The organism is Streptomyces sp. ATCC 21386 (assembly GCF_018728545.1).
Taxonomy (GTDB): Bacteria; Actinomycetota; Actinomycetes; order Streptomycetales; family Streptomycetaceae; genus Streptomyces.
Genome location: NZ_JAAVVL010000001.1, coordinates 3,345,863 through 3,371,573, shown reverse-complemented (window position 1 = coordinate 3,371,573; position 25,711 = coordinate 3,345,863). Strand labels below are relative to the sequence as shown.

The 25,711-nt window shown below is 72.2% G+C and carries 21 protein-coding genes; 9 read left to right on the top strand and 12 right to left on the bottom strand.

Translation table 11 applies throughout. The features are described from left to right. Positions 1–170: 170 nt before the first annotated feature. The 3 genes from GWK25_RS14725 (at position 171) to GWK25_RS14715 (ending at position 6,996) form a co-directional block, all read left to right on the top strand. Positions 171–3,086, top strand: a complete 2,916-nt coding sequence (locus GWK25_RS14725; RefSeq protein ID WP_215450667.1) for a glycoside hydrolase family 48 protein — start codon at positions 171–173, stop codon at positions 3,084–3,086. Positions 3,087–3,225: 139 nt separating this feature from the next. Further along, the gene (locus GWK25_RS14720; protein ID WP_215450665.1) at positions 3,226–5,886 is read left to right on the top strand and encodes a cellulose binding domain-containing protein; all 2,661 of its coding nucleotides are present in this window, start codon (positions 3,226–3,228) and stop codon (positions 5,884–5,886) included. A gap of 183 nt (positions 5,887–6,069) precedes the next feature. Then, positions 6,070–6,996 carry an endonuclease/exonuclease/phosphatase family protein gene (locus GWK25_RS14715; RefSeq protein WP_215450663.1) on the top strand — a complete coding sequence of 309 codons (927 nt, stop codon included), beginning with the start codon at positions 6,070–6,072 and terminating at the stop codon, positions 6,994–6,996. A gap of 189 nt (positions 6,997–7,185) precedes the next feature. Here GWK25_RS14715 and GWK25_RS14710 read toward each other — a convergent pair whose 3' ends face one another. Next, positions 7,186–8,151 (bottom strand): YafY family protein, encoded by a 966-nt coding sequence (locus GWK25_RS14710; protein WP_215450662.1) that lies wholly within the window; start codon positions 8,149–8,151, stop codon positions 7,186–7,188. A 39-nt stretch (positions 8,152–8,190) separates the two neighbouring features. Between GWK25_RS14710 and GWK25_RS14705 the strand changes: the two genes are divergently transcribed. Together GWK25_RS14705 and GWK25_RS14700 are read left to right on the top strand one after the other, a co-directional pair. Then, on the top strand, positions 8,191–8,691 hold the full coding sequence (locus GWK25_RS14705; protein WP_215450660.1) for a hypothetical protein: 501 nt from the start codon (positions 8,191–8,193) through the stop codon (positions 8,689–8,691). After that, positions 8,688–9,164 carry a hypothetical protein gene (locus tag GWK25_RS14700; RefSeq protein ID WP_215450658.1) on the top strand — a complete coding sequence of 159 codons (477 nt, stop codon included), beginning with the start codon at positions 8,688–8,690 and terminating at the stop codon, positions 9,162–9,164. Before GWK25_RS14705 ends, GWK25_RS14700 begins: the two co-directional genes overlap by 4 nt. On the opposite strand, the gene GWK25_RS14695 is transcribed toward GWK25_RS14700, so the two are convergent. Together GWK25_RS14695 and GWK25_RS14690 are read right to left on the bottom strand one after the other, a co-directional pair. After that, a complete protein-coding gene (locus GWK25_RS14695; RefSeq protein ID WP_215450656.1) occupies positions 9,133–9,876 on the bottom strand; it encodes a class I SAM-dependent methyltransferase in 744 nt (247 codons plus the stop codon). The two genes, GWK25_RS14700 and GWK25_RS14695, sit on opposite strands and share 32 nt — an antisense overlap. A gap of 5 nt (positions 9,877–9,881) precedes the next feature. Beyond that, positions 9,882–10,187, bottom strand: a complete 306-nt coding sequence (locus GWK25_RS14690) for a 4a-hydroxytetrahydrobiopterin dehydratase (RefSeq protein WP_215450654.1) — start codon at positions 10,185–10,187, stop codon at positions 9,882–9,884. Between the two features lie 144 nt (positions 10,188–10,331). Here GWK25_RS14690 and GWK25_RS14685 point away from each other — a divergent pair, with 144 nt between their 5' ends. Continuing rightward, on the top strand, positions 10,332–11,189 hold the full coding sequence (locus GWK25_RS14685) for a helix-turn-helix domain-containing protein (protein WP_215457380.1): 858 nt from the start codon (positions 10,332–10,334) through the stop codon (positions 11,187–11,189). Between the two features lie 3 nt (positions 11,190–11,192). Here GWK25_RS14685 and GWK25_RS14680 read toward each other — a convergent pair whose 3' ends face one another. Beyond that, the gene (locus GWK25_RS14680) at positions 11,193–11,639 is read right to left on the bottom strand and encodes a hypothetical protein (protein WP_251828867.1); all 447 of its coding nucleotides are present in this window, start codon (positions 11,637–11,639) and stop codon (positions 11,193–11,195) included. Positions 11,640–11,908: 269 nt separating this feature from the next. Between GWK25_RS14680 and GWK25_RS14675 the strand changes: the two genes are divergently transcribed. Beyond that, positions 11,909–12,772, top strand: a complete 864-nt coding sequence (locus GWK25_RS14675; protein WP_215450652.1) for a helix-turn-helix transcriptional regulator — start codon at positions 11,909–11,911, stop codon at positions 12,770–12,772. Between the two features lie 221 nt (positions 12,773–12,993). Here the strand turns inward: GWK25_RS14675 and dnaK are convergent, their stop codons facing one another. The 6 genes from dnaK to GWK25_RS14645 all read right to left on the bottom strand — a co-directional run bounded on the left by dnaK (position 12,994) and on the right by GWK25_RS14645 (position 21,492). Beyond that, positions 12,994–14,871, bottom strand: coding sequence for a molecular chaperone DnaK (gene dnaK / locus GWK25_RS14670; RefSeq protein ID WP_215450650.1), 1,878 nt, complete (start codon positions 14,869–14,871; stop codon positions 12,994–12,996). Positions 14,872–14,994: 123 nt separating this feature from the next. Next, positions 14,995–15,420: an OsmC family protein gene (locus GWK25_RS14665; RefSeq protein WP_012999567.1), complete on the bottom strand. Its 426-nt coding sequence runs from the start codon at positions 15,418–15,420 to the stop codon at positions 14,995–14,997. Between the two features lie 133 nt (positions 15,421–15,553). Further along, complete coding sequence (locus tag GWK25_RS14660) at positions 15,554–17,365, bottom strand: hypothetical protein (protein WP_215450648.1); 1,812 nt, start codon at positions 17,363–17,365, stop codon at positions 15,554–15,556. Continuing rightward, positions 17,362–18,423, bottom strand: a complete 1,062-nt coding sequence (locus GWK25_RS14655; RefSeq protein ID WP_215450646.1) for an ATP-binding protein — start codon at positions 18,421–18,423, stop codon at positions 17,362–17,364. Before GWK25_RS14655 ends, GWK25_RS14660 begins: the two co-directional genes overlap by 4 nt. A gap of 170 nt (positions 18,424–18,593) precedes the next feature. After that, on the bottom strand, positions 18,594–20,768 hold the full coding sequence (locus GWK25_RS14650; RefSeq protein WP_374200613.1) for a phage holin family protein: 2,175 nt from the start codon (positions 20,766–20,768) through the stop codon (positions 18,594–18,596). Between the two features lie 223 nt (positions 20,769–20,991). Next, positions 20,992–21,492, bottom strand: a complete 501-nt coding sequence (locus GWK25_RS14645; RefSeq protein ID WP_251828866.1) for a hypothetical protein — start codon at positions 21,490–21,492, stop codon at positions 20,992–20,994. 161 nt (positions 21,493–21,653) lie between these two features. On the opposite strand from GWK25_RS14645, the gene GWK25_RS14640 reads away from it, so the two are divergent. Next, the gene (locus tag GWK25_RS14640) at positions 21,654–22,427 is read left to right on the top strand and encodes an MBL fold metallo-hydrolase (RefSeq protein WP_215450644.1); all 774 of its coding nucleotides are present in this window, start codon (positions 21,654–21,656) and stop codon (positions 22,425–22,427) included. 43 nt (positions 22,428–22,470) lie between these two features. Next, on the top strand, positions 22,471–23,082 hold the full coding sequence (locus GWK25_RS14635) for a DedA family protein (protein ID WP_215450643.1): 612 nt from the start codon (positions 22,471–22,473) through the stop codon (positions 23,080–23,082). A gap of 81 nt (positions 23,083–23,163) precedes the next feature. On the opposite strand, the gene GWK25_RS14630 is transcribed toward GWK25_RS14635, so the two are convergent. Continuing rightward, the gene (locus GWK25_RS14630; protein WP_215450642.1) at positions 23,164–24,300 is read right to left on the bottom strand and encodes an MBL fold metallo-hydrolase; all 1,137 of its coding nucleotides are present in this window, start codon (positions 24,298–24,300) and stop codon (positions 23,164–23,166) included. A gap of 112 nt (positions 24,301–24,412) precedes the next feature. Then, a complete protein-coding gene (locus GWK25_RS14625; protein WP_215450641.1) occupies positions 24,413–25,630 on the bottom strand; it encodes an aminotransferase class I/II-fold pyridoxal phosphate-dependent enzyme in 1,218 nt (405 codons plus the stop codon). Positions 25,631–25,711 lie beyond the last annotated feature (81 nt).

Genomic DNA, 25,711 nt, shown 5'->3' with positions numbered 1-25,711 from the left:
CGTTATTGCGCCCAATGAATTGTTTCTGCCGGGTCGAATCTTTTCGACTCTTCAAACACCTTGACCCCTTGGGCCCTCCTCTTCAATATGGGAGCGCTCCCACTGGTTCAAGGCTTGTTGTTGCTGCTCCGCCCCCACCTTCGTTAGAGCCGCACGGAAGGAACCAGAGCATGCACCCCAGACCTCGACGCCGCACCACGCGGCGTCTGTGGACCGCCGTGGTCGCGGCCCTCGCTCTCCCCCTGACGATGCTCACCACGGGGTCGACTCCCGCCAGCGCGGCCGCGGTCGCCTGCAACGTCGATTACAAGACCAACGACTGGGGCTCGGGCTTCACCGCCGAGCTCACGATCAGCAACCGGGGCACCGAGGCCATCAGCGGCTGGACCCTGACGTACGACTACGCGGGCAACCAGAAGCTCACGGGCGGCTGGAGCGGCACCTGGTCGCAGTCGGGGAAGACCGTGACCGCGCGGAACGCCTCCTGGAACGGCACGATCGCCGTCGGGGCCGCGGTGAGCACGGGCGCCCAGTTCACGTACAGCGGCACGAACACGGCGCCGACCAGCTTCGCGATCAACGGCACCGCGTGCGTGGGCGCGCACCAGCCGCCGATCACGGTGCTGACCAGCCCGGCGCCGGGCACGGTGTACTCGCAGGGCACGGCGGTCCCGATGGCGGCCACCGCCGCCGCCGCGGACAACGCCACGATCACCAAGGTCGAGTTCTACGACGACACCACACTGCTGGGCACGGACACCACCTCGCCGTACACGTACTCCGCCACCGGGCTGAGCGTGGGCAGTCACTCGCTGGTGGCCAAGGCGTACGACAGCATGGGCGCGTCGGCGAACTCCACACCGGTCGGCATCACGGTCGCCTCGGGTCCCGCCGTGGTGGTCTCACCGACCCAACTGGGCGTCCGCCAGGGCGAGTCGGGCACGTACGACGTGAAACTCTCGACCCAGCCCTCCGGCAACGTGACGGTGACGACCGCGCGGGCGTCCGGCAACACCGGTCTGTCGGTGACGGGCGGCGGGTCGCTGACCTTCACGCCGTCGAACTGGAGCACCGCCCAGAAGGTGACGATCTCCGCGAACGCCTCCGGCACCGGCTCGGCCGTCTTCGACTCGACGGCGACCGGCCACGCCAAGGCCTCGGTGACCGTGACCCAGCTGGCCGCGTCGAGCGAGTACGACGAGCGGTTCCTGGAGCTCTACGGCAAGATCACCAACCCGGCGAACGGCTACTTCTCCCCCGAGGGCATCCCGTACCACTCGGTGGAGACGCTGATCGTCGAGGCGCCGGACCACGGCCATGAGACCACCTCGGAGGCGTACAGCTACCTCCTGTGGCTCCAGGCCATGTACGGCAAGGTGACGGGTGACTGGTCCAAGTTCAACGGGGCCTGGGAGATCATGGAGAAGTACATGATCCCCACCAAGCCCGACCAGCCCACCAACTCCTTCTACAACGCCTCCAAGCCGGCGACGTACGCCCCGGAGCACGACACCCCGAACGAGTATCCGGCGCAGCTCAACACCAATGTCTCGGTCGGTGCGGACCCCATCGCCGCCGAGCTGAAGAGCGCCCACGGCACGGACGACATCTACGGCATGCACTGGCTGCAGGACGTGGACAACGTCTACGGCTACGGCAACTCGCCCGGCAAGTGCGAGGCGGGGCCGACCGACACCGGCCCGTCGTACATCAACACCTTCCAGCGCGGGCCGCAGGAGTCGGTGTGGGAGACGATCCCGCAGCCCACCTGCGACCAGTTCAAGTACGGCGGTCCGAACGGGTACCTGGATCTGTTCACCCGTGACGCGTCGTACGCCAAGCAGTGGAAGTTCACCAACGCCCCGGACGCCGACGCGCGAGCCGTGCAGGCCGCCTACTGGGCGGACGTCTGGGCCAAGCAGCAGGGCAAGGGCGGTGACGTCGCCGCGACCATCGGCAAGGCCGCGAAGATGGGCGACTACCTGCGCTACGCGATGTACGACAAGTACTTCAAGAAGATCGGGAACTGTGTGGGGCCGACCACCTGCCCCGCGGGCACCGGCAAGGACTCCGCCCACTACCTGCTCAACTGGTACTACGCGTGGGGCGGTGCCACCGACACCAGCGCCGGCTGGGCCTGGCGCATCGGCTCCAGCCACACGCACGGCGGCTACCAGAACCCGCTGGCCGCCCACGCCCTCGCCAACTACGCCCCGCTGAAGCCCAAGTCGGCGACCGGGCAGGCGGACTGGGCCAAGTCCCTCGACCGGCAGATCGAGTTCTACCGCTGGCTGCAGTCGAACGAGGGCGGCATCGCGGGCGGCGCCACCAACAGCTGGGCGGGGCGGTACGCCACTCCCCCGGCCGGGACGCCGACCTTCTACGGCATGTTCTACGACGAGAAGCCGGTGTACCACGACCCGCCGTCCAACCAGTGGTTCGGCTTCCAGGCGTGGTCCATGGAGCGGGTCGCCGAGTACTACCAGCAGACGGGCAACGCGGCCGCGAAGACCGTGCTGGACAAGTGGGTCGACTGGGCGCTGTCCAAGACGACGATCAATCCGGACGGGACGTACCGGATTCCGTCGACGCTCCAGTGGTCGGGTGCGCCCGACACGTGGAACGCGTCGAGTCCCGGAGCCAACGCGGGACTTCACGTCACCGTCGCCGACTACACCGACGACGTGGGGGTGGCCGCCGCGTACGCCAAGACGCTGACGTACTACGCGGACCGCTCCGGTGACACGGACGCCGCCCGGGTCGCCAAGGCGCTGCTCGACGGCATGTGGGAGCACCACCAGGACGGCCTGGGGGTCGCGGTTCCCGAGACCCGGGCGGACTACAACCGGTTCGACGACCGGGTGCCTGTGCCGAGCGGGTGGACCGGGAGGATGCCGAACGGCGACACCATCAACTCGACGTCGACGTTCGAATCCATCAGGTCGTTCTACGAGGACGACCCGGCCTGGTCGAAGATCGAGGCGTATCTGGCCGGCGGGGCCGCGCCCTCGTTCACGTACCACCGGTTCTGGGCCCAGGCGGACATCGCCCTGGCCATGGGTTCGTACGCGGAGCTGCTGGAGTAGCACCGCGGCGGACGTCCGCCGGCCGCGGACCGTTCGTGGCTGGTCGCGCCCACGCGGCGGAGCCGCACAGCAGACACAGCCCCGCGCCCCTTCGGGGGCGCGGGGATCTTCCCCCCACCTGTCAGGAGAGGCCCCCACTGTGCGAAGAACGCGCATCCTCACCGCCGTCCTGGCCCTCGCCGCCGGGCTGCTGGCGGGCTCGCCGCCCGTCGTGGCCGCCGAGCGGGCCGAGAGGTCGGTGGCCGTCGCCGCCGACACCTACAGCTGGAAGAACGCACGGATCGACGGCGGCGGCTTCGTCCCGGGCATCGTCTTCAACCGCAAGGAACGCAACCTCGCGTACGCCCGCACCGACATCGGCGGCGCCTATCGCTGGGTGGAGTCGTCCAAGACCTGGACCCCGTTGCTCGATTCCGTCGGCTGGGACGACTGGGGTCACACCGGTGTCGTGAGCCTCGCCTCCGACCCGGTCGACCCGGACAAGGTGTACGTGGCGGCCGGGACGTACACCAACAGCTGGGATCCGGGGAACGGGGCGATCCTGCGGTCGTCCGACCGGGGGGCCAGCTGGCAGAAGGCGAACCTGCCGTTCAAGCTGGGCGGGAACATGCCGGGGCGGGGCATGGGCGAGCGGCTGGCGGTGGACCCGAACCGCAACAGCGTGCTGTACCTGGGCGCGCCCAGCGGGAAGGGGCTGTGGCGGTCCACGGACTCGGGGGTCACCTGGTCGCAGGTGACGAACTTCCCGAACGTCGGCAACTACGTGGCCGATCCGTCCGACACCAGCGGCTACTCCAGCGACAACCAGGGCATCGTCTGGGTCACCTTCGACGAGTCGACGGGCACGTCCGGCAACGCCACGCGGACCCTGTACGTCGGGGTCGCCGACAAGGACAACGCGGTCTACCGGTCCACGGACGCGGGGGCGACCTGGTCGCGGCTGGCCGGGCAGCCGACGGGTCATCTGGCCCACAAGGGTGTGCTCGACACCGCCACAGGCCATCTGTACCTGTCGTACAGCGACAAGGGCGGGCCGTACGACGGCGGCAAGGGGCAGCTGTGGCGGTACGCGACGGCGACCGGCACCTGGACGGACATCAGCCCGGTGGCGGAGGCCGACACCCACTACGGCTTCAGCGGGCTGACCGTCGACCGGCAGGACCCGGGCACGGTCATGGCCACGGCGTACAGCTCCTGGTGGCCGGACACCCAGATCTTCCGCTCCACGGACAGCGGCGCCACCTGGACCAGGGCCTGGGACTACACGTCGTACCCGAACCGTGCGAACCGCTACACCATGGACGTCTCCTCGTCCCCCTGGCTGACCTGGGGCGCGAATCCCTCGCCGCCCGAGCAGACACCCAAGCTCGGCTGGATGACCGAGGCGCTGGAGATCGACCCGTTCGACTCGAACCGGATGATGTACGGGACCGGCGCGACGATCTACGGCACGGAGAACCTGCGGAACTGGGACAGCGGCAGCCAGTTCACCATCAGGCCGATGGTGCGGGGGCTGGAGGAGACGGCCGTCAACGACCTGGCCTCTCCCCCGTCCGGTGCGCCGCTGCTGAGCGCGCTCGGAGACATCGGCGGCTTCCGGCACACGGATCTGACGAAGGTCCCGTCGATGATGTTCACCCAGCCGAACTTCACGACGACGACCAGTCTGGACTTCGCCGAGTCGAACCCGGACACGGTGGTGCGCGTGGGGAATCTGGACTCCGGTCCGCACATCGCGTTCTCCACGGACAACGGCGCCAACTGGTTCGCCGGGACCGACCCCTCGGGTGTCAGCGGCGGCGGTACGGTCGCGGCGGCCTCGGACGGCGGCCGTTTCGTGTGGAGTCCCGAGGGCACGGGCGTGCGGTACACGACCGGGTTCGGCAGCACGTGGTCGGCGTCGAGCGGTATCCCGTCCGGCGCGATCGTGGAGTCCGACCGGGTGGACCCGAAGACCTTCTACGGCTTCAAGTCCGGGAAGTTCTACGTCAGCACGGACGGCGGGGCGACCTTCACCGCGTCGAACGCGACCGGGTTGCCCAGTGGCGACAGTGTCCGTTTCAAGGCGCTGCCCGGGGTGAAGGGCGACGTCTGGCTGGCCGGTGGCGCCCCCGACGGGGCCTACGGACTGTGGCACTCGACGGACGGCGGCGTGACCTGGACCAAGCTCTCCGGCGTCGAGCAGGCCGACACGATCGGCTTCGGCAAGGCGGCGACGGGAGCCTCGTACCAGACCCTCTACACCAGCGCCAAGATCGGCGGCGTGCGCGGCATCTTCCGCTCGACGGACAAGGGCGCGACCTGGACCCGGATCAACGACGACGCCCACCGGTGGGGGTGGACGGGCGCGGCGATCACGGGTGACCCGAGGGTGTACGGGCGGGTCTACATCTCGACGAACGGGCGCGGGGTCATCTACGGCGACTCCGCCGACGCCGGCGGCGGCGGGGGCGGCACGGATCCGGACCCCGAGCCGACGGGGCCCTGCGCGGTGACGTACAAGATCACCCATGAGTGGCCGGGGGGCTTCCAGGCGGACGTGCGGCTGTCCAACACGGGCGCGACCGCGTGGACCGGCTGGTCGCTCGGCTGGACCTTCCCGGGCGGCCAGAGCATCTCCCAGATCTGGAACGCCGCCCACACCCAGACGGGGTCGGCGGTCACCGCCCGGAACATCGGCTGGAACGGCACGGTGGCGGCCGGTGCGTCCGTGAGCTTCGGCTTCACCGGAAGCTGGTCGGGGACGAACGGCAAGCCGGCCGCCTTCAAGCTCGGTGACCAGTCCTGCGCGGTGACCTGACACCCGCGCCGGACGAGAAGAGGGCGCGCGTCCGGGTCGGCGCGCGCCCTCTTCGTACCCTGTGCAGGTGGAAGGTCGAACCGCGTACACCCTCCCCTGTCGGCATGTTCATGCCGGGCACAGAAGGGCATCCCAGAGTGTGTACGCACGGCTCGCCCGGAGACCTTCACAGAAGGAGCCCCTGTGCCGAACCACAGCCGCGTCACGCGCCGACTGAGCATGAAGGCCGCCCTCGCCGCGGCGGCTCTGCTGCCCTTGTCCCGTACCACCGGACTGTCCGGCGCACCCGCCGAGGCGGTGGAGAAGAAGAAGGAGGAGGTCATCGCCGGCCCGCCTCTCGCGACCATGTCCTTCAATCTGCGCTACGCGAGCACCGTTCAGCCCAACAGCTGGGCCGTGCGCAGGCCGGTGATGCGGGCCCTGCTGCGGCAGGAGGCGCCCCATGTCATCGGCACCCAGGAGGGCCTCCATCAGCAACTGCGCGACATCGAGGCCGACCTTGGGACGGCCTACCGCTGGATCGGCACCGGACGCGCGGGCGGCAACCGCGACGAGTTCATGGCCGTCTTCTACGACACCCGTCGGCTCGCGCCCGTCGAGTACCGGCACTTCTGGCTCTCCGACACACCGGAGGTACCCGGGTCGAACACCTGGGGCGGCGGCTCCATCCGGATGGTCACCTGGGTCCGGTTCCGTGACCTGATGGACGGCGGCAGACAGTTCTACGTCCTCAACACCCACCTCGACAACCTCAGTCAGTACGCCCGCGACCGCTCCGCGGCCCTGATCGCCCAGCGCATCGCCGGGCTCGACCGGTCGCTGCCCCTCGTCGTCACCGGCGACTTCAACGTGGCGGCCCACCGGAACACGGTCTACGACACGATGCTGGGCGCCGGACTCGTCGACACCTGGGACGCGGCGCCCGAGCGCAACGACCTGTACGCGACGTTCCACGGCTACCGGCCGCTGACCCCCGGCGGCGACCGCATCGACTGGATCCTGACCACTCCGGGCATCACGGTGCATCGGGCGGCCATCAACACGTTCGCCTCCGGCGGCCAGTTCCCCAGCGACCATCTGCCGGTGCAGGCGTCCGTCACGCTGGGCTGACGAGCTCGCGCGGGAGTCCGTGGGCGGGCCGCGCCCGCCCACGGAGCGGCTACCAGGACGCGCCGATCAGCGCACCCGCGGGTTCACGATCGCGCGGACGGTTGCCGCTGTCGACGTGCACGCTGACCACGCCACGGTCGAGGCGCTCGCCCTGGCGGGCGGTGGCGGCGACGGCCGAGTTCCGCTGCTTCAGTCGCCGCGGTTCCCGGTCACGTCGCCGTACCTCTCGGCCAGTTCGACCACGGTCCGGGCGATGCTGTGGCGCAGTTCGGCCGGTTCCAGCACCTCGATGTCGGTGCCCAGCCGCAGGAACTCGCCGTGCGCGTGCCCGACCGACTCGACGGGCACCCTCACCATGGTCCAGCCGTCTTCGGCCGTGCCGCCCTCGACGGGAACGGCCCTGGGCAGCGTCACACCCGGCGCCAGCCGGACCAGCGCCTCGCCCCGGTGCAGCCGGGCGTGGAAGTCTCGCTGGTACGCCGCCCAGTACGCGGCGAGGTCGAAGCCGTCCGGGCGGGTGAACTCCTCGTCGGCGGCGTCGGGTTCGAGGATGTCGAGGATCTGGTCCACGCGGAACGTGCGGGGTCCCGGGCCCGCGACGACGTACCAGCGGCCCGCCTTGAGGACCAGGCCGTACGGTTCGAGGCGGCGCCGTACGTCGGTCGGCTCGGCCCAGCGGCGGTAGAGGACGTGCAGCACCCGGCCGCTCCAGACCGCGTCGGCGACGACGGGCAGGAACGGGGTGTCGTCGGTCTCCGCGTACCAGCCGGGGGCGTCCAGATGGAAGCGGTCGGCGACCCGGTCGGCGTGGGCCCGCAGCTCGGCGGGCAGGGCAGCGCGGACCTTCAGCTGCGCGGCGGCCAGCACGGCGCCGAGGCCCAGGTCGGCGGCGGGCCCGGGGACGCCCGCGAGGAAGAGGGCCTCGGCCTCGTTCCTGGTGAGCCCGGTGAGGCGGGTGCGGTAGCCGTCCAGCAGGCGGTAGCCCCCGGCGTGGCCCGCGTCGCCGTAGAGCGGGACCCCGGCCGCGCCCAGCGCCTCCATGTCCCGGTAGACCGTGCGGACGGAGACCTCCAGCTCCTCGGCGAGCTCGGCGGCGGTCATCCGCCCCCTGGTCTGGAGCAGCAGCAGGATGGAGACGAGTCGGCTGGACTTCACTGACACAGGATGTCAGTGAAGCGGCCCTAACGTGCCGCCATGCCCTTCACCGAGAAACTGCTGACCGTGCCGCCGCCCGTCGAGGCGGCCGGCCGACGGATCAAGCGCTACCACGTCACGGCCGACCCGGCCGGCATCGCGCCCGAGGTCGCGGAGGCGGCGTACACGCTCCTTCCCGCACTGCTGCCGGAGCCGGACGGGACCACACCGCCCGCGACCTTCGTCGTGCTGCACCGGGGCGGCGACACCGGCGCCTATCTCAACGTCTACAGCTGGGTGTGGGACAACGTCCTGCACTTCGCCGGAGCGGCGGCGGGCCAGCCGGTGCTCGGCTGCCCGGACACCGACCCCACGCACTTCGTCGCCACCGACCGGCCGTGGATCGGCTGCGTCTGGGAACTCCCGCCGATCCAGCACGAGCGCGACGCCTGGGTACGGCACGTCCTGGCCCCCGAACTCCCGGACCTCGACGCCTACTTGGGCGACTCCCTGCCCGCCGGGACGACCGGAACCCCGACGCTCGCCGGAGGTCGGCGATGAGCGGCCCGCACGACTTCGACTTCTTCCACGGCGCGTGGGAGGCTCACCACCGCCGCCGTACCGACTTCCTCGCGCCGGACGGCGACTGGGAGGAGTTCACCTCCACCAGCCGCTGCTGGCCCCTCTTCGACGGGGCCGCGAACATCGACGAGATCGACATGCCGCACCTCGGCTCGAAGGGGCTGACCCTGCGGCTGTTCGACCCACGGGCGCGGACCTGGTCGCTGAGCTGGTCCTCCAGCCGTACCGGCACACTGTTCCCGCCGGTCACAGGCCGGTTCGAGGGCGGCCGGGGGGTGTTCCACGGCGACGACACCCACGACGACGAGAACGTGCGGGTGCGTTTCGTGTGGTCGGGGATGTCCGCGACCTCCGCCCGCTGGGAGCAGGCGTTCTCACGGGACGAGGGGGCGACCTGGCTGACCAACTGGATCATGGAGTTCAGGCGGCCTTCCGGAACGCGCGCAGGGTGAACTCCGGGTCCGGGCGCGGCCGATCCTGGTCGGGCAGGGCGGCGAGGCGCGCCGCGAAGCCGTCGGCCAGCGGATCGCCGGGCGGCAGCGTGACGAACCAGCCCCGGCGCAGGTCGGCGATCGTGCGGCGGGGGCTGCGGCCCTGGCCGCGCCCGGGGAAACGAGCCTGCCCGGCGGCACGCAGACCGTGTGCGACGGCGTACTTCTCGACCGCGTCCGCGGGGTCCATCGCCGGCGCCCGGGGCCGTGGGGCGAGTACCACGTCGATGTCGCTGCCCACGTTGTGGGAGGCGGCCTTGTCGACGGTGGTGACGTAGACGCCACCGGGGCGCAGCACCCGGGCACACTCCCCGACCACGGCCCGCACATCCCCGGGGCCGCCCAGCAGATGCAGCAGCCACACACTGGTGACGGCGTCGAACTCCCCGTCGCGGAACGGGAGTCGGCGGGCGTCACCGATCACGACGGAGCCCGGCAGCCGGGCGGCGGCCCGGCTCGCCATCGCATGCGTGAGGTCGACCCCCGTCACACGTGTCCCCGGCCGGGCAGCCGCGAGGCGGCGGGTCACGATCCCGGTGCCGCAGGCGATGTCGAGCAGTCGGCGGGCGCCCTCGGGGACGAGGCCGAGCACGGCGTGGGCGGCGGCCTCGGCCCGGGGCTCGCCGCCCCGCAGGGCGTCGTAGGCGCCGGCCTCCTTGTCGTAGTCCAGCACCCGCCTCAGCTCGCCCCGTGACCGGGGGCGAGCGCCTCCACCCTGCGGGCCAGCTCGAAGTCCTTCTCGGTGACGGCGCCGCCGACGCTGTGGGTGTGGATGGTCAGCGACACCGTGTTGTAGCCGAGGGTGAGGTCGGAATGGTGGTCGAGCTCCTCCTGGACCTGGGCGATGTGCACGACCATCGCGGTCGCCGCGAAGTGCGAGCCCAGCCGGTAGGAACGGGCGATCCGGTCCCCGTCCAGCGACCAGCCGGGCAGCTCCGTCAGCCGGTCCTCGATCTCCTTCTGCGACAAGGGTTCGACGGGCATGACCCACTCCTTCCGGGAGGTCCCCTCCGTGACGTCCGGTCCCTCCCAGCGTGCCACAGACCAAGGGCCGGGTCCCTGGTCAGGAGCCCGGGCACGCCACGCCTCGACCGGCTCGGTTACGTTCTCCGCATGACCAGTGTCCCGATGACCAGTTCCCCGACCGGTGCCCCGGGCCGTCCCACCACGCCCGCCGTCCAGGGCGTGGGCCCGCTGCTGCGGGCCTGGCGGGAGCGACGTCGGGTCAGCCAGCTGGAGTTGGCGCTGCGCGCCGATTCCTCGGCGCGGCACATCAGCTTCGTCGAGACGGGCCGCTCCCGCCCGAGCGAGGAGATGGTGCTCCGGCTCGCCGAGCACCTGGAGGTGCCCGTGCGGGAGCGGAACGCGCTGCTGCTCGCGGCGGGTTACGCCCCGCACTACCCGGAGACGCCGCTCGACGACCCGTCGATGGGCGCGCTGCGGGAGGGCATGGAGCGGCTGATCCAGGGCTACGAGCCGTACCCGGCGCTGGTGATGAACGCGACGTACGACGTCCTGGCCGCGAACCGGGGCATCGCCATGCTTCTCGACGGGATCCCCGAGTCACTGCTGGTGCCACCGCTGAACGCGATGCGGTTGACGCTGCACCCCGAGGGCATGGCGCCGCGCATCCGGAATCTGCGCGCCTGGCGCGGGCACCTCCTGGAGCAGATGGAGCGCCAGGCCGCGCTGCACCGCTCGGAGCCGCTGCGGGCGCTCTACGAGGAGGTGGCGGCGTATCCGCTGCCGCCGGGCACACCCGAGGACGAGACCGCCGGGGACGCGGGGGCGGGGCCCGGCGCGGAGGCGAGCGCATACTTCGCGCTGCCGATGCGGATCGAGCACGAGGGCCGGGTGCTGTCGTTCATCTCCTCGGTCTCCACCTTCAACACCCCTCTGGACGTGACCGTGGCCGAGCTCGCCATCGAGACGTTCCTCCCGGCGGACCCGGCGACGGTCAAGTACATGCACGGGCTGATGTCCTGACGGTCAGCCGGTGTCCGTACGGTCGTCGGCCGCGCGGAGGGCGAGGTACTGGAGTGCCGCGAACCCGGCCACGGTGACCGCCTGGAGCAGCGTCCACACCGCACCCGCCGCGCTCGGCGTCAGCCACAGCACCAGGGAGACGAGGCTGAGGACCGTCCAGGCGAGGTTGGCCTCGATCACCACCCGTACGGGCAGCGCCGGCGGACGCTCACGCGCGGCGAGCAGGGCGACACCCGCCGCGTACACGGTGAGGAACGCGCCGAGCCCGAGGAGCAGCCCGGGGTCGACCCCGAGGAAGCGGCCGAGGGGGCCGGAGGCCAGGAGGTAGGCGAGCCCGTTCGCCCCGGTCACCGCCGCGTCGGCGGCCAGGAAGCGGCGCAGCATGGTGCGGGGGTCGGTGGTCCGGGCCAGTACGGCGAGCCGGGCCGTCGCCACGAAAGTCAGGGACATGGCAGATCACGCTCCGTGGAGGTGGTGGGGCGGGCAACGGGAGGACCGGAGGCCCCGAGCGCCCCGAGGGGCGGTCGGAGAACCTCGGTGACCCCACCTTGCCGCGCGGTGCCGACGCCGGTCGATTACCTCCGAGGTCATGGCACCCCGTACCCTGCGGGATCGTCGGGCCACGAGGCCGCTGGAGCATCGCGTTCCGGCCACCCCTGGGCGGTGCCACCGGGGCATGACAGACTGTTGGGGTATCTCAGCACGTGGGGAGGCGTGGCGTGAGTGAGCGGCGGGCCGCGCCCACCGTGGGCCAGGTGGTGCTCGGAAAACGGCTCCAGGAACTACGGGAGGCCGCCGGGCTCAAGCGCGAGGAGGCGGCACGCGTCCTCCGGGTCGCCCCGGCGACGGTACGGCGCATGGAGACCGCCGACGTCGCTCTCAAGATCCCCTACGTCCAGGTGCTGCTGACGACGTACGGGGTCGCCGACCACGAGGTCGCCGCGTTCGTGACGCTGGCCGAGGAGGCGAACAAGCCGGGGTGGTGGCAGCGGTTCCACGATGTGCTGCCCGACTGGTTCAGCGTGTACGTCAGCCTGGAGGGCGCGGCGCAGCTGATCCGGCAGTACGAGCCGCACTTCGTGCCGGGGATGCTGCAGACCGAGGAATACGCGCGGGCCGTGATGGAGGCCGGGACGGTCGGGCAGACCGGTGCCGAGAGCATCGAACGGCATGTGTCGCTACGGATGGCGAGACAGAAGCTCCTCACCCAGGAGAATCCGCCGCACCTGTGGGTGATCATGGACGAGACGGCTCTCAGGCGGCCGGTGAGCATCCGCTCCCACGTGATGCGCGACCAGATCGACCGGCTTCTCGACGTCACCGAGAAGGACCATGTGAGCCTCCAGGTCTGCGAGTTCGCCAGCGGCCCCCACCCGGGCACCTACGCCCCCTTCTCCCTCTTCCGCTTCGCCGAACCGGAACTCCCCGACATGGTCTACAGCGAGTACCTCACCGGCGCCCTCTACCTCGACTCCCGCAGCGAGGTCTCCCTCCACCTCGAGGTCCTCGACCACATGGCGGCACACGCCGCCTCCGCCGAGGCGACGCGGGACATCCTGAAGCGGTACCGCGACACATACTGAGCGCCACCCGCCCCTCCGCCGGGCACGCCGGGGTCGGCACGGCCGCCACCCGCCAGGAGCGCCGGCCGCCGTCGCGGCGGACGCGGGTGAAGCGACGCCGCGAAGACGGACGGCCCCGCGGTCCCGGCCCGTGCCCGGCGAGCGGGCGGCCGCCGCCCCCGTCGACCCGGAGCGTGGGGCCGCCCGCCTTCCCGCGCCTTCCTGCCGCCGCCGGGTCCTTCCTACGCCGCCCCGCCCTTCGGCCCCTTCTCCTCGTCCACGATCTCCGCGTCGACCACGGTCGTGTCCTCTTCCTCGGTCGCGTTCCGCCGGCCGGCCGGGCCGGAGGGCGGTGTCTCGGCCCGGCCGGCGGCCGCCGCGTACATGGCCTGGCCCATGCGCTGGCTGACGGTGGAGAGGTGGTCGGTTGCGGCGCGAAGGGACGCGGTGTCCTCGGGGTGCTCCAGGAGGCGCTTCACCTCCGCCACCGCGGACTCCACCTCGGCCCTGCTGTCGGCGGGGACGCGCTCCTCGTTCTCGCGGAGGAACTTCTCGGTCTGGTAGGCGAGTTGCTCGGCGTGGTTGCGGGTCTCGGCGGCCTCACGGCGCCGGCGGTCGTCGTCGGCGTACTGCTCGGCCTCCCGCATCATGCGGTCGATGTCGTCCTTGGGGAGCGCGGAGCCGCCGGTCACCGTCATCTTCTGTTCACGGCCGGTGGCGAGGTCCTTCGCCGAGACATGCATGATGCCGTTCGCGTCGATGTCGAAGGCCACCTCGATCTGCGGGACACCCCGCGGCGCGGGCGGCAGCCCGGTGAGGTCGAAGACGCCCAGCTTCTTGTTGTACGCGGCGATCTCCCGCTCGCCCTGGTACACCTGGATGCCGACCGAGGGCTGGTTGTCGGCCGCCGTCGTGAAGATCTCCGAACGGCGTGTGGGAATCGTCGTGTTGCGCTCGATCAGCTTGGTCATGATGCCGCCCTTGGTCTCGATGCCCAGGGACAGCGGGGTGACGTCGAGGAGCAGGACGTCCTTCACGTCGCCCCGGATGACGCCCGCCTGGAGCGCGGCGCCGACCGCCACCACCTCGTCGGGATTCACCCCCTTGTGCGGGTCCTTGCCGGTGAGTTCCCGGACCAGGTCGCTCACGGCGGGCATCCGCGTCGAACCGCCCACGAGGATGACGTGGTCGATCGCCGCGAGCTTCACCCCCGCGTCCTTGACGGCCTGGTGGAACGGCGTCCTGCACCGGTCGAGCAGGTCGGCGGTCAGCTCCTGGAACTGGGCGCGCGTCAGCGTCTCCTCCAGGTGGAGGGGGCCTTCGGCGGAGGCGGTGACGTACGGGAGGTTGATCGACGTCTCGGAGGAGCTGGACAGCTCGATCTTGGCCCGCTCGGCGCCCTCCCTCAGCCGCTGCAACGCCATCTTGTCGCGGCCGAGATCGACGCCGTGCTGCCCCCGGAAGCGTTGGACGAGATGCTCTACGACCCGCTGGTCCCAGTCGTCGCCCCCGAGCCGGGTGTCGCCGTTGGTGGCCTTCACCTCGATGACCCCGTCACCGATCTCCAGGAGGGAGACGTCGAAGGTGCCGCCGCCGAGGTCGAAGACGAGGACGGTCTGCTCCTCGCCCCGGTCCAGGCCGTAGGCGAGGGCCGCCGCCGTGGGCTCGTTGATGATCCGCAGGACCTTCAGGCCCGCGATCTCCCCCGCTTCCTTCGTCGCCTGCCGCTGCGCGTCGTCGAAGTACGCGGGCACCGTGATGACGGCGTCGGTGACGTCCTCCCCGAGGTACGACTCGGCGTCCCGCTTCAGCTTCTGCAGCACGCGCGCGGACAGTTCCTGGGCCCGGTAGCGGGTGCCGTCCACGGAGCCCTCCGTGGGGAACCGCCAACTCGCGTCGCCCATGTGGCGTTTGACGGAGCGCGCCGTGCGCTCCACGTTCGTCACGGCCTGCCGCTTGGCGATCTCGCCGACGAGCACCTCGGCGTTCTTGGCGAAGGCCACCACCGACGGTGTGGTCCGCTGTCCCTCCGCGTTGACGACGACGGTCGGCTCACCGCCCTCCAGCAGGGCCACCACCGAGTTCGTCGTCCCGAGATCGATCCCGACCGCACGCCCCATCGCCGTCCCCTTCCAGCGGAGTCCGCAAGGATCCGCGAGGTCCGCCAAGTGTTCCCACCACCAGCACAAAACTTGAGTGGGCTCTTGTCAATGGGGCGGAGACGGGGCGCACGAAGCAGACGGTCAGGCCAGCTCGGCCGTCAGCGTGATCGTCGTGCCGGTCAGGGCCTGGCTGACCGGGCAGTTCTTCTTTGCGCCCTCGGCCGCCTCCTGGAAGCCGGCCGCGTCGAGGCCGGGGACCTCGCCGCGGACGGTGAGGTGGATGCCGGTGATGCCCTCGCCCGGCTGGAACGTCACGTCGGCCTTGGTCTCCAGGCGGGTGGGCGGGGTGCCCGCGCCCGTGAGGCCGTGGGAGAGCGCCATGGAGAAGCAGCTGGAGTGGGCGGCCGCGATCAGCTCCTCGGGGCTGGTCTTGCCGTTCGCCTGCTCCGCGCGCGACGGCCACGACACCGGCTGCGAACCGATGCCGGAGGAGTCGAAGGTGACGGTGCCGGTGCCCTTGAGCAGCTCGCCTTCCCAGACGGTGTGTGCGGTGCGCGTGGTGGCCACGATGAGTCCTTTCCTGTCAGTCACGATGCCGGAGTCCCGTCGCGGGGGATTCCGCTGCGGGGGTCTCCGCCACGGGGATCCCGTCGCCGGGGTTCCGTGCCCCCATCCGATCACACTCCGGCGGGTACGAGGCTCATCTCACCCTGAACACCGGCCCCCGCGCGGTGAACGGCAGGCGAGCACCTTGGGGGATCAGATACGCGTGCTCCCGCCGTACCCGCAGCACGTCGCACCAGCCGTCCGTGATGACCAGGACCGGCGCGCCCGGCGGGAAGTCGTCGGCGCGGTGCAGCAGATCGACGCCCGGCTGCAGTTCCGTACCGCCGCGCCCGCGTACCCGTACCCGCCCGGCGATCTCGGTGACCGGCAGGTATCCCGCGTCGTGCGGCGCGGCGTCGCAGAACACGACCCGGGCGGCCGGTACGTCCCGGGCCGCCGCGTACGAGGCGATCGCGCCCAGCGCCTTGCCGAGCAGCGTCCGGTCCATGGAACCGGAGGTGTCGAGGACGACACCGAAGGTGCAGCGGGCGATCTCCTCGGGCGGGAAGTACCGTCCGGCGCGCGGGATGTCGGGGGTGGCGGACTGACGGCGCGAAGGGCGCGCGTAGGTGCGTACGGCCTGAGGGCTGGGTACGAACTCGTCGAACCAGCGGGCGAGTTGTGCGTCCCAGGGCAGGGGCGGATGGCTGAGGGCACGGATCTCCTCGACCAGACCGGCGGGCAGCAGGCCGCGTTCCTGCCGCTCGTGCAGGTCGAAGCCCCGGGCGAGGCCCCGGCGGTAGAACTCGTCGAGGTCCACGTAGTCGCGCGGCGAGCCGAGCGGACCGCCGAGGATGTCGCCCACGCCCTTGCCGCGCGGGGTGGCGAGCCTGCGCATCCGGCGCAGGTCGCCGACGATCCGGTCGTAGACCTCCTCGGCCGACAGCCCGGTCAGTTCGGGGTCGTACAGCAGCCCCTCGGGCATGGTGCCGACCTGCATCTCGCGCAGCCAGTCGTTGATGACGTAGTCGGCGGCGATGTTGAACAGGAACGGGTCGCGGGTGCCGCAGCGGTCGCCGTGACGCAGGGCGGCGTGCAGCATCTCGTGGGCGAGGATGAACCGCCACTCCTCGTCGTCGAACTGGCGGAGCGGGTTGAGGTAGATCTCGCCCGCCTCCGCGTCGACGGCCGCGACGGAGATGCCGTGGGCGTGGGCGAGTTCGACGTCGGCGACGATCCGGATGCCGGCCGCGATGCCGCCGAGCAGCGGGTAGGAGGAGATGAACCAGCTCAGCGCCTTCTCCCAGGGCCGCATGCGGGTCGGCTCGTCCTCCAGGGACTCCCGGCGGCCGCCGGCCATGTCCATCGCGGCGGACATCGTGCGGGTGAGGGCGTGCGCGAAGGCGAGCTGCCAGTCCGTGGGTGTGCCCAGCCACTTGGGCCAGGGCAGCAGCAGTTGGTCGGGCTCCCCGCCGGCTGTGCCGCAGTGCTCGTACGCCGCCGGGAGTCCGTCACGGCGCCAGCGTGCGGCGAGGCGCTCCTCGTCGCCGTCCGGGTAGCCGGCGGGCAGGTGCTCGGGCGTCACGCCGACGGGGAAGGTGAGCAGGAACCGGTTGACGGCGACGCAGCGGGCGGCGAGGTCGAACCGGTCGGGCTGGGTGGGCTCGCCCTGCGCCGGCGGGACGTGTCCGAAACCCAGGTGGAGGGCGGCGTGGGCGATGGCCCAGGCCCAGGCGTCGGGGGCGGCGAGCCGGTCGGGGTGCGCGTGCAGCACGCCCTCGGAGTCGACCCGGACGAGGCCCTCACGGGGCGCGAGGTCGCACTTCTCCTTGCGGCAGACGCTGAACCCGACCGCCCGCAGCGCGGAGTTGCGCCGCACCGCCTCCAGCCCCGCCTCGAACGCCTCGGCTGCGAGGTCCCGCTGTGTCTTCCGTTTCCCCCGGCCCTTGCCGCCGGCCGTGCTCACCGGCGCGCCTCCACCAGTCGGGGCATGTCGCGGGCCGCCTCGACCAGGAACCAGGCGGGCAGCACGGGGTTGCCGTCGGTGTCGTCGGCGATGACGGTCTGGGCGACCTCGACGGAGATCTCCGCGAGCCGCACCAGCAGGGACTTGGCGCGGTACGCGGTCTGCCGGCCGTTCGCGGACATGTGCTGCTTGCTGACCGGCAGTTCCTTGATCAGCCGGCCGCGGAAGGAGTCGGCCAGGTAGTACAGCAGGTCGCGGTCCTCCACGCGGTGGGGCCAGCCCGCCTCGCCCTTGAGGATCGCCTCGATGCCGAACCGGCTGCGCACGATCTTGACGTAGCCGCAGAAGGCCACCGCGTGCGCGGGCGTCAGTGTGCCGTGCGCGAGGACCTTCAGGGTCTCCTCGTCGAGGTCGGTTCCGAAGGAGTGCAGCGCGTCGGAGAGCATGTGCCAGGAGCGGGGCGTGGAGAACGGCTCCTCGCTCTTCGGCGGCTTCGACCACAGCTGGTCCGGGCGGTCGGTGAGGTGGTCCAGGACCCAGGGGTGGATCCCGTTGCCCTCCGCCCAGAGCAGCCAGTCCTTCGCCGACGCCTGGAGGTGGACGTGGGTGAGCCGGTTGACCAGGGCGGAGGCGATGGGGCGGGCCAGGGCGTTGTCGGTGGCACGGTTGCCGGCGCCGACGACGATCGAGCCCTTCGGCAGCTCGTAGTTGCCGATACGGCGGTCCAGAATCAGCGAGTAGAAGGCCTTCTGCACATCCGGGGTGGCCGCGTTCAGTTCGTCCAGGAACAGGCAGTACGGCTCGTCGCGGGCGATCGCCTCCGGCGGGCAGAACACGGAGCGGCCGTCGCGGATCTGCGGGACGCCCATCAGGTCCTCCGGCGCGAGCTGCGTACCGAGGAGGCTCACGCACTCCAGGCCCAGCGACTCGGCGAAGTCCCGCACGAGGGAGGACTTGCCGATGCCGGGGGCGCCCCAGAGGAAGACGGGGCGCACGGTGGCGAGGCCGAGCAGCAGCTCGGGGAGGCGGGAGGGCGTGACGGTGACGGCTGCCTGCAAGGCGTGGGCTCCTGGGATTCGGTCCTGTGGACGTCGCGGACGCCCGCGGACAGTGTGGGTGACCGCTTCACGGGAGCGCAGCCGAATTTTCCGTGGCCGGGGGCGCCTGTGCGTCTGCCAGGTCCTGTCGAGGGATGCCTGTGCGTCTGCCGGGTCCTGTCGAGGGATGCCTAGGCGTCTGCCGGGTTCTGTCGGGTGGCGGGTGCGGGTCGGTTCGTAGCTGGTCGCGCAGTTCCCCGCGCCCCTTCGGTGTGCTCCAGTTGAGCCACGGGCACCTGGGGGCCGTCCGCTTCCCTCAGCCAGCGTCTGAGGACTCGGTGGACGTGCTCCGCGCCCACCAGGGGCTCGTCCTCCGCCACCGGCTCGGAGAGGGCCAGCGGGGACATCAGGAAGGGGCGGGACTGGCAGCCGCCCAGCCCTCCGTGGGAGCCGATCTGTTCCTCGAAAGCGAGAACCTCTCCGTCGGCGGGGTCGTAGGAGGAGTTGACCATGATGTCGGCGGTGTGCGGGAAGCCGTGCGTGCGGCGTACGGCGTCGGCGGCGCCGGGGCCGAAGTCGGCGAGGGGACCCGGGTGTTCGTCGCTCAGCTCGTCGATCGGGATCTGCGCGCCGTGCGCGCCGAGGACCACACCGCCGTGCTCCTCGCTGCGGACGAGGACGAAGCCGACGCCGGGGTGGTTGGCGAGGGTGGAGAGCAGCGCGGGATGGCGGGCGTCGATCTCCTCACGGCTCATCCGGTGCGGGACGTCCGGGAACGAGACGAGGCCGAGGTTGCCGGAGGCCAGTGTGATGGGCTCGGAGCGGCGGGTGGGGCGGTGCTCTTCGATGCCCTCCTCGACGGGGATGCGCAGCGCGGCCCGTACGGCGGCGCGTGCCTCGGCGCCGCTGTGGGTGCGCTGGGCGCGGCGCGGGACGGCCAGGCCGCAGCCGGCGCGGACCAGGTCGCCCAGGGTGAGGCCGTAGCGGCCGAGGAAGGTCTCCCCGGGGCTCTGGCCGTGGTCGGAGAGGAGGACGATCCGGTAGGCGCGCGGGGCGTGTTCGGCGACCTGGGCGATCAGCGCGAGGGAGCGGTCCAGGCGTTCGAGGACCTTCGCGGCGTCCCGGCTGTGCGGTCCGGAGTGGTGCGCGACCTCGTCGTACGCCACCAGGTCCGCGTAGATCGCCGCCCGGCCGGCGAACATGTCCCCGATCACCGCGGCGACGACGACATCGCGCTCGACGACGGTCGCGAAGGCCCGGATGAACGGGTAGAGCCCGCCGCGCTTGACGCGCGGGCGCTGCTCGGCCATCCGGGCCCGGGTGGACTGGCCGATCTCCCGCAGGACGTCGGCGACGAAGGACATGGCCGTGCGGACGGCGTTGGCCGGGTCGGAGAAGTAGGCGAAGTAGCCGGCGCGGGACCGGTTGCGCCTGCCCCGGCGGGCGGCCATCGACAGCACCAGCGCGAGCTGCTCGGCGCCGCCGCTGAAGAGATTGCCGCGGCTGGCGCCGTCGACGGTCAGCAGACCGCCGTCGCCGGTGCGGTCGACGGCCCGGCGCTGGAGCTCGACGGCGCTGGAGGGCCGGTTGCAGACCATCACCTCCCGGGTCTCCTTCTCGTACCAGCGGAAGGCCGGCACGTCGTGGTTGGTGCCGTGCAGGATGCCGAGCTGGCTGGCGCCGGTCTGACTGGACCAGTCGGTGCGCCATGGGGTGAGCCGGTGCGTGGGCCGGGGGCGGGCGATGCCGGCGGAAGCGGGCGGCGGCGCCAGGCCCAGCCACGCGGCCACGGTGGGCATCAGCCCCTTCTCCGCCGCCGCCACCAGCACGTCGTGGCCGACGCCGTCGAGCTGGAGGAAGAGGGTGCCGGGTCCGGCGGGCCCCGGGCGGCGGTCGGCGTGCCCGCGGCGGCGGTCGGCCAGGCGGTACAGACGGCGCCGGTAGGCGTCGTCGTCCCGTACGGCGAGGGCGCCCCCGGTGGCGGAGGCGACGGCGGACATCACCGCCGCGACGACCACGGCCGTCTCGGGCGCGGCCGCGCCGCCCTGGCCGGAGGGGTTGAGCCGCAGGGCGAGCAGAAGCAGGGAGCCGTTCAGGAAGAAGACGAGCAGGCCGAGGACGAGCGCCGGGACCAGCAGCAGGGCCCGCACCAGCAGCGGCCACACGAGCGAGGACAGCAGACCGAAGGCGCCCGCGCCGAACGCAGCGGTCACGGCGATCTGCGTGGCGCTCTCGTCGCTCTCGGACCGGAGCCGGAAGTCGGGCAGCGCGCCCGCGAGCACGAGCATGGTCAGGGTGGACACCGCCCATACGGCGAGCATCCGCCAGACGCCGCTCAGCACCCTCCGCCAACGACCACCGCCCACGTTCTGGCCACCTTTACCGTCACGGTCCTGGGGTCAGCCTGTCATAGGGGGTGGGGGCGCCGGGGTGGCATGACGGGGTGGCACGGGGGCATGGCCCGTGGCGGGCCGGGCAGGGGTCGGGACGTGCCGTGCGTCGCGGGACGCGGGTCCTCGGTGGCTGGTCGCGCAGTTCCCCGCGTCCCTTGAAAAGCTGCCCGGCGCTCGAAGAGGCACCGCCAGCCCCTCAGCGGCCGTCGTAACCCGCCGTCGGCATGGACAGGCGGCGGTGGACGTGCGCCTTCATCTGGGCGTCGTAGGCGGGTTCGGCGTGGCCGACGGTCTCGACGCGGATGCCGCGCCGGGCGCACTCGGCGGCGAAGTCGTCCACGGAGGCGAAGGCGCGCTCCAGGACACGGTGGCTGGGGGCGACGAAGAGATCGACCAGGCCGGCGTCGACGTCGGACCACAGGGCGCAGTGATCGGGGCGCAGACCGCGTACGAGCAGCTCGCGCGTGACCACATAGCCGCGCTCGGCCGCCCAGCGGGCGCACATGGCGTGCTGGCTGCGGGAGTCGACCAGGAAGGGGTCCGCCTCCAGCTCCTCCAGCGGTGTCAGGCTCGCTATGGCCGTGACCCGCACCGCCGCGCCGCGTCCCGGCGCGCCCTGCCCCACCGCACCGCGGCCACGAGCCGCGTCCGGGCACGCCACCCCGCAGACGCCGCTCCGGTCACCTTTGTCTCCCATGCTGTTCCCCCTCCCCCGGGCCCGGGACCCGTCCCACGGAGCGAACCGCGGACGCCGGAACCGGCATGCCCGTCCACGGCATGATCCGCGGGACGGGCTCAGGCCGCAGACCCTACTCCAGCCCGTAGGCTCGGGGGAGTGGCGCGAAGGAGGCGAACGGAGTGCCGGTGGAGATCACCTGGTGGGGTCACGCGACCTGCACAGTGGAGGACTCGGGTACGAGAGTGCTGACCGACCCCCTGTTCGCGCGCCGGCTCGCGCATCTGCGCAGGCGCCGGGGCGCGCCCCCGCCGCCGGAGGCCGCGGTCGCGGACGTCGCACTGGTCTCGCATCTGCACGCCGATCATCTGCATGTCCCCTCCCTGGCCCGGCTCGCCCCGGGGACCCGGGTGGTGGTGCCGAAGGGCGCGCCGCGCCAGGTGCCGGGGCTGCGCAGGCTGGCCCATCTCCGACTCTCCGAGGCGGCGCCCGGGGACCGGGTCAAGGTCGGTGACCTGGTCGTACGCGCTGTCTCCGCCCGGCACGACGGGCGGCGGCTGCCGGTCGGGCCGCATCGTTCGCCCGCGCTCGGCTTCGTCGTCGAGGGCGAGGCACGGACGTACTTCGCCGGGGACACCGGGCTGTTCGAGACGATGTCGAAGGAGGTCGGGCCGGTCGACGTGGCCCTGCTGCCGGTCGGCGGCTGGGGACCGTACCTCGGCGAGGGGCATCTGGACGCGGGGCGCGCGGCGGAGGCGCTTGCGCTGCTCGCGCCCCGGAGCGCGGTTCCGGTGCACTACGGCACGTACTGGCCGATCGGCATGGACGCCGTGCGCCCCCATGAATTCCACGCTCCCGGTGAGGAGTTCGTACGCCTCGCCGCCGCACGCGCTCCCGGGGTGGCCGTGCACCGGCTGGCCCACGGGGAGAGCGTGCGACCGGGGGTGGCGCGATGAGACGCCCGCCGACCGCGGTCACAGAGGTCATGAGGGAGGCTCGGTGATCGCCCTGGCCGCGAGCGCTCCCGTGCCGTACGCGTCCACGCAGCAGGCGATCGGCTATCCCACACTGTTCCTGCTGGTGCTGATCGGGGCGCTGGTACCGGTGGTGCCGACCGGGGCGCTGGTCAGTTCGGCGGCCGTGGTGGCGTTCCATCAGACGGCACCGCTCTCGCTGCTGATGGTGTTCGTGGTGGCGTCGGTCGCCGCCTTCCTCGGGGACATCGCGCTGTACTGGCTGGGGCGGCGCGGCATGGGTTCCAAGAACGGTTCGCGCTGGTTGGAGGCGATCCGCCGCCGGGCGCCCGAGGACCGGCTGACCCAGGCGCAGGAGAAGCTCGACGACCACGGGGTGGCCGTGCTGGTGCTGTCCCGGCTGGTGCCGGCCGGGCGTCTGCCGGTGATGCTGGCCTGTCTGCTGGCGAGGATGCCGTTGCGACGGTTCGCCCGGGGGAATCTGCCGGCGTGCCTCGCGTGGGCCGTGACGTACCAGTTGATCGGCATCCTGGGCGGGTCCTTGTTCAAGGAGCCGTGGGAAGGGGTGCTGGCGGCCGTCGTGCTGACGCTGCTGATCAGTCTGGTGCCGAGTGTGTGGCGCCGGGTCGTCCGGTGAGGGCACGGGACTGACCGACGGCGCGTCGCGGGCCGGGCCGGGGGCGTCCGCGCCCCCGGCCCGGGGCGCGTCGCGCACGGGTCAGTCCAGCACTCGGGAGCCGCCGATCGGCAGGTCCCACAGGTTCTCGCGCGGCAGTCCGGCCGCCCGCCAGGCCGTCCTCACCCTCCTCAGGGGCTCCAGGACCGGTTCGGCCGACAGCACGAAGGTGGCCCAGTGCATGGGGGCCATGTGACGGGCGCCGAGGTCCTGGAAGGCGCGGACGGCTTCCTCCGGGTCGCAGTGCACGTCGCTCAGCCACCAGCGGGGGTCGTAGGCGCCGATCGGCAGGAGGGCGACGTCGATACCCGGGTGGCGACGGCCGATGAGGGAGAACCAGTGGCCGTAGCCGGTGTCGCCGGCGAAGTAGAGGCGCCTGCCGTCCGGGGCCGTGAGGACCCAACCGCCCCACAGGGACCGGCAGGTGTCGGTGAGGGTGCGCTTGGACCAGTGGTGGGCCGGTACGAAGTCGAAGCGGACGCCGTGGAGTTCGGCCGCCTCCCACCAGTCCAGCTCGGTGACCCGGTCGAACCTGCGCCGCCGGAACCAGCGGCCGAGTCCGGCGGGCACGAACACCGGGGTGTCGCGCGGGAGTCTGGCCAGGGTGGGCGCGTCCAGGTGGTCGTAGTGGTTGTGGCTGATGACGACCGCGTCCACCCGGGGCAGCGCGTCCCAGTCGACGCCCACGGGGGTGACGCGTGCGGGGGTGCCCAGGATGCGGCGGGACCAGACGGGGTCGGTGAGGACGGTCAGCCCGCCGATCCGCACCACCCAACTCGCATGCCCCGCCCAGGAGACGGCCAGGGTACGGGCGTCCACCCTCGGCAACGGGCTCGGCTCGTACGGCAGTAGCGGGACGTCGGCGAGCCCGTCGGCCCCGGGCCGCACCGAGCCCTCACGGGCGAACCGGGCGAGGGCCTTCAGTCCGGGCAGGGGCGTGGTGAGCCGGTCGGCGAACGACCGGGGCCAGCGGCGCGGCTCCCCGAGGGGGCGGGGCGGAGCGAGCGGCGGGAGGAGGATCCTGGACGCCGGTTCGCCGTTGCCCCGGACGGCCGGCGAGGAGGCGGTCGTCGCCGCGGCCGGCGGCTCGGAGGTGGTCGTCGCCGCGGTGGGCGGCTCGGAGGTCGTCGTCGTGGAGGCGGTCGTCGTGGAGGTGGTCGACTCGGACTGCTGCGCCATCGAGGAGGCTCCCGTCACTGAGCGTCGTCGTCACGAAGGATCGTCATCGCCGAAGTCCGCCGAAGGCCGGGGTCACCGAGGCCGCCGATCCCGTCGGTCCCGCCGAAGATCCTCACCGCAGCTCCTCGAACGCCGCTCCAAAGCGGGTCAACGCCCTCTCCACCTGCGGGAGTTGCAGGGGATCCGGTGCGGTGAGGGCGCGGGCGCGCTCCTCCTCGGTGGTGCCGAGGAACGCGTCCGTGGACAGCCGGACGCGCAGCGCCCCGAGGTCGTCCCCGAACCGGTGACCACCGGGCGCGGACATCCCGAGCCGATCGGTGAGGAAGTCCTCCACCTCCTGGGCGTCGCCGACGCCGTACCCGGCGAGGGCCGAGCGCAGCGGGGCAAGGTCGGCGTAGAGATGCCGACCGGCGCGCGGCGGCAGGGCGAGCGCCCCGGCCGCCACCACGGCGCGGTACGCGGCGTCGGCGAGGCGCGCGTGCAGACGTACGGCGGCGGCGAGCCGTTCGGTGACGGCGGCGGGCTCGCCGAGGGCGTGGGCCGCGGCCGCGGCCACCGGGGTGGCGACCCGGGCGCCCAGCGCGGTGAGCACGTCCAGGACCCGGTCGCGCAGCCCCGTCCCGTCCCCGTTCGCCGGGAAGCGGGCGACGGCGGCCGGCCAGCCGGCGGGCAGGAAGGCGCCCGCGAGGTCGGCGACGACGGTGACCCGGTCCGGCAGCATCTCGGCGGGGCTGAGCAGCACGGTGTCGTGCGGGTCGTGCACGGTGTCGCGCCAGGTCTCGTCGCTGACCAGGTGCAGCCCCTCCCCCAGGGCCGCCTCCATGGCCTCGTGCACCAGTTCGGGCGGCGCCACGGTCGCGGTCGGGTCGTCGGCTACGCACAGCACGAGCAGCCGGGGGTCGCCGCCCTCGGCCCGGATCCTGCGGACGGTCTCCAGGAGCGCGTACGGGTCCGGCACGCCCCCGCACTCGGCGGGCGTGGCCACGTGGAAGACGCTTCGCCCCAGCGTCCGTGCCTGCGGCTCCCACCAGGCGGCGCACGGCCGCGGGAGCAGCACGTCGCCGCCGATCGCGGCGGTCAGCGCGAGAAGCAGGGCGGGGGCACCGGGGGCGGCCAGGGCCCTTTCCCGGGTGGTGGCCAGTCCGCGCCGGTCCCAGTAGCCGCAGGCGGCGTCCAACAGGGCCGGGTCACCACCGAGCGGGACGGGGTGGGAGCGGTCCGACGCGGCGGAGAGCACGGCGGCCAGTTCGGGAAGGACGGGCAGTCCCTGGGCGGGGAGCGGCGGGCCGTAGCGGACCGGACCGTGCCCTTCCGGATCCGTCCGCCGCATGGTGCCTCCGCCCATTCGCTGGTGCGTCGCCCGGCGCTCACCCCTCGGGATCGCTCCGGGATGTCGATGGTGCTGGTGCTG

Excerpts from the sequence above, each read along its gene's own strand:
- GWK25_RS14725 (WP_215450667.1), top strand. The coding sequence starts at position 171 with ATGCACCCCAGACCTCGACGCCGCACCACGCGGCGTCTGTGGACCGCC.
- GWK25_RS14705 (WP_215450660.1), top strand. The coding sequence starts at position 8,191 with ATGCCCTTCACCGAGAAACTGCTGACCGTGCCGCCGCCCGTCGAGGCG.
- GWK25_RS14700 (WP_215450658.1), top strand. The coding sequence starts at position 8,688 with ATGAGCGGCCCGCACGACTTCGACTTCTTCCACGGCGCGTGGGAGGCT.
- GWK25_RS14690 (WP_215450654.1), bottom strand. The coding sequence starts at position 10,187 with ATGCCCGTCGAACCCTTGTCGCAGAAGGAGATCGAGGACCGGCTGACG.
- GWK25_RS14685 (WP_215457380.1), top strand. The coding sequence starts at position 10,332 with ATGACCAGTTCCCCGACCGGTGCCCCGGGCCGTCCCACCACGCCCGCC.
- GWK25_RS14680 (WP_251828867.1), bottom strand. The coding sequence starts at position 11,639 with ATGTCCCTGACTTTCGTGGCGACGGCCCGGCTCGCCGTACTGGCCCGG.
- dnaK (WP_215450650.1), bottom strand. The coding sequence starts at position 14,871 with ATGGGGCGTGCGGTCGGGATCGATCTCGGGACGACGAACTCGGTGGTG.
- GWK25_RS14645 (WP_251828866.1), bottom strand. The coding sequence starts at position 21,492 with ATGGGAGACAAAGGTGACCGGAGCGGCGTCTGCGGGGTGGCGTGCCCG.
- GWK25_RS14630 (WP_215450642.1), bottom strand. The coding sequence starts at position 24,300 with ATGGCGCAGCAGTCCGAGTCGACCACCTCCACGACGACCGCCTCCACG.
- GWK25_RS14625 (WP_215450641.1), bottom strand. The coding sequence starts at position 25,630 with ATGCGGCGGACGGATCCGGAAGGGCACGGTCCGGTCCGCTACGGCCCG.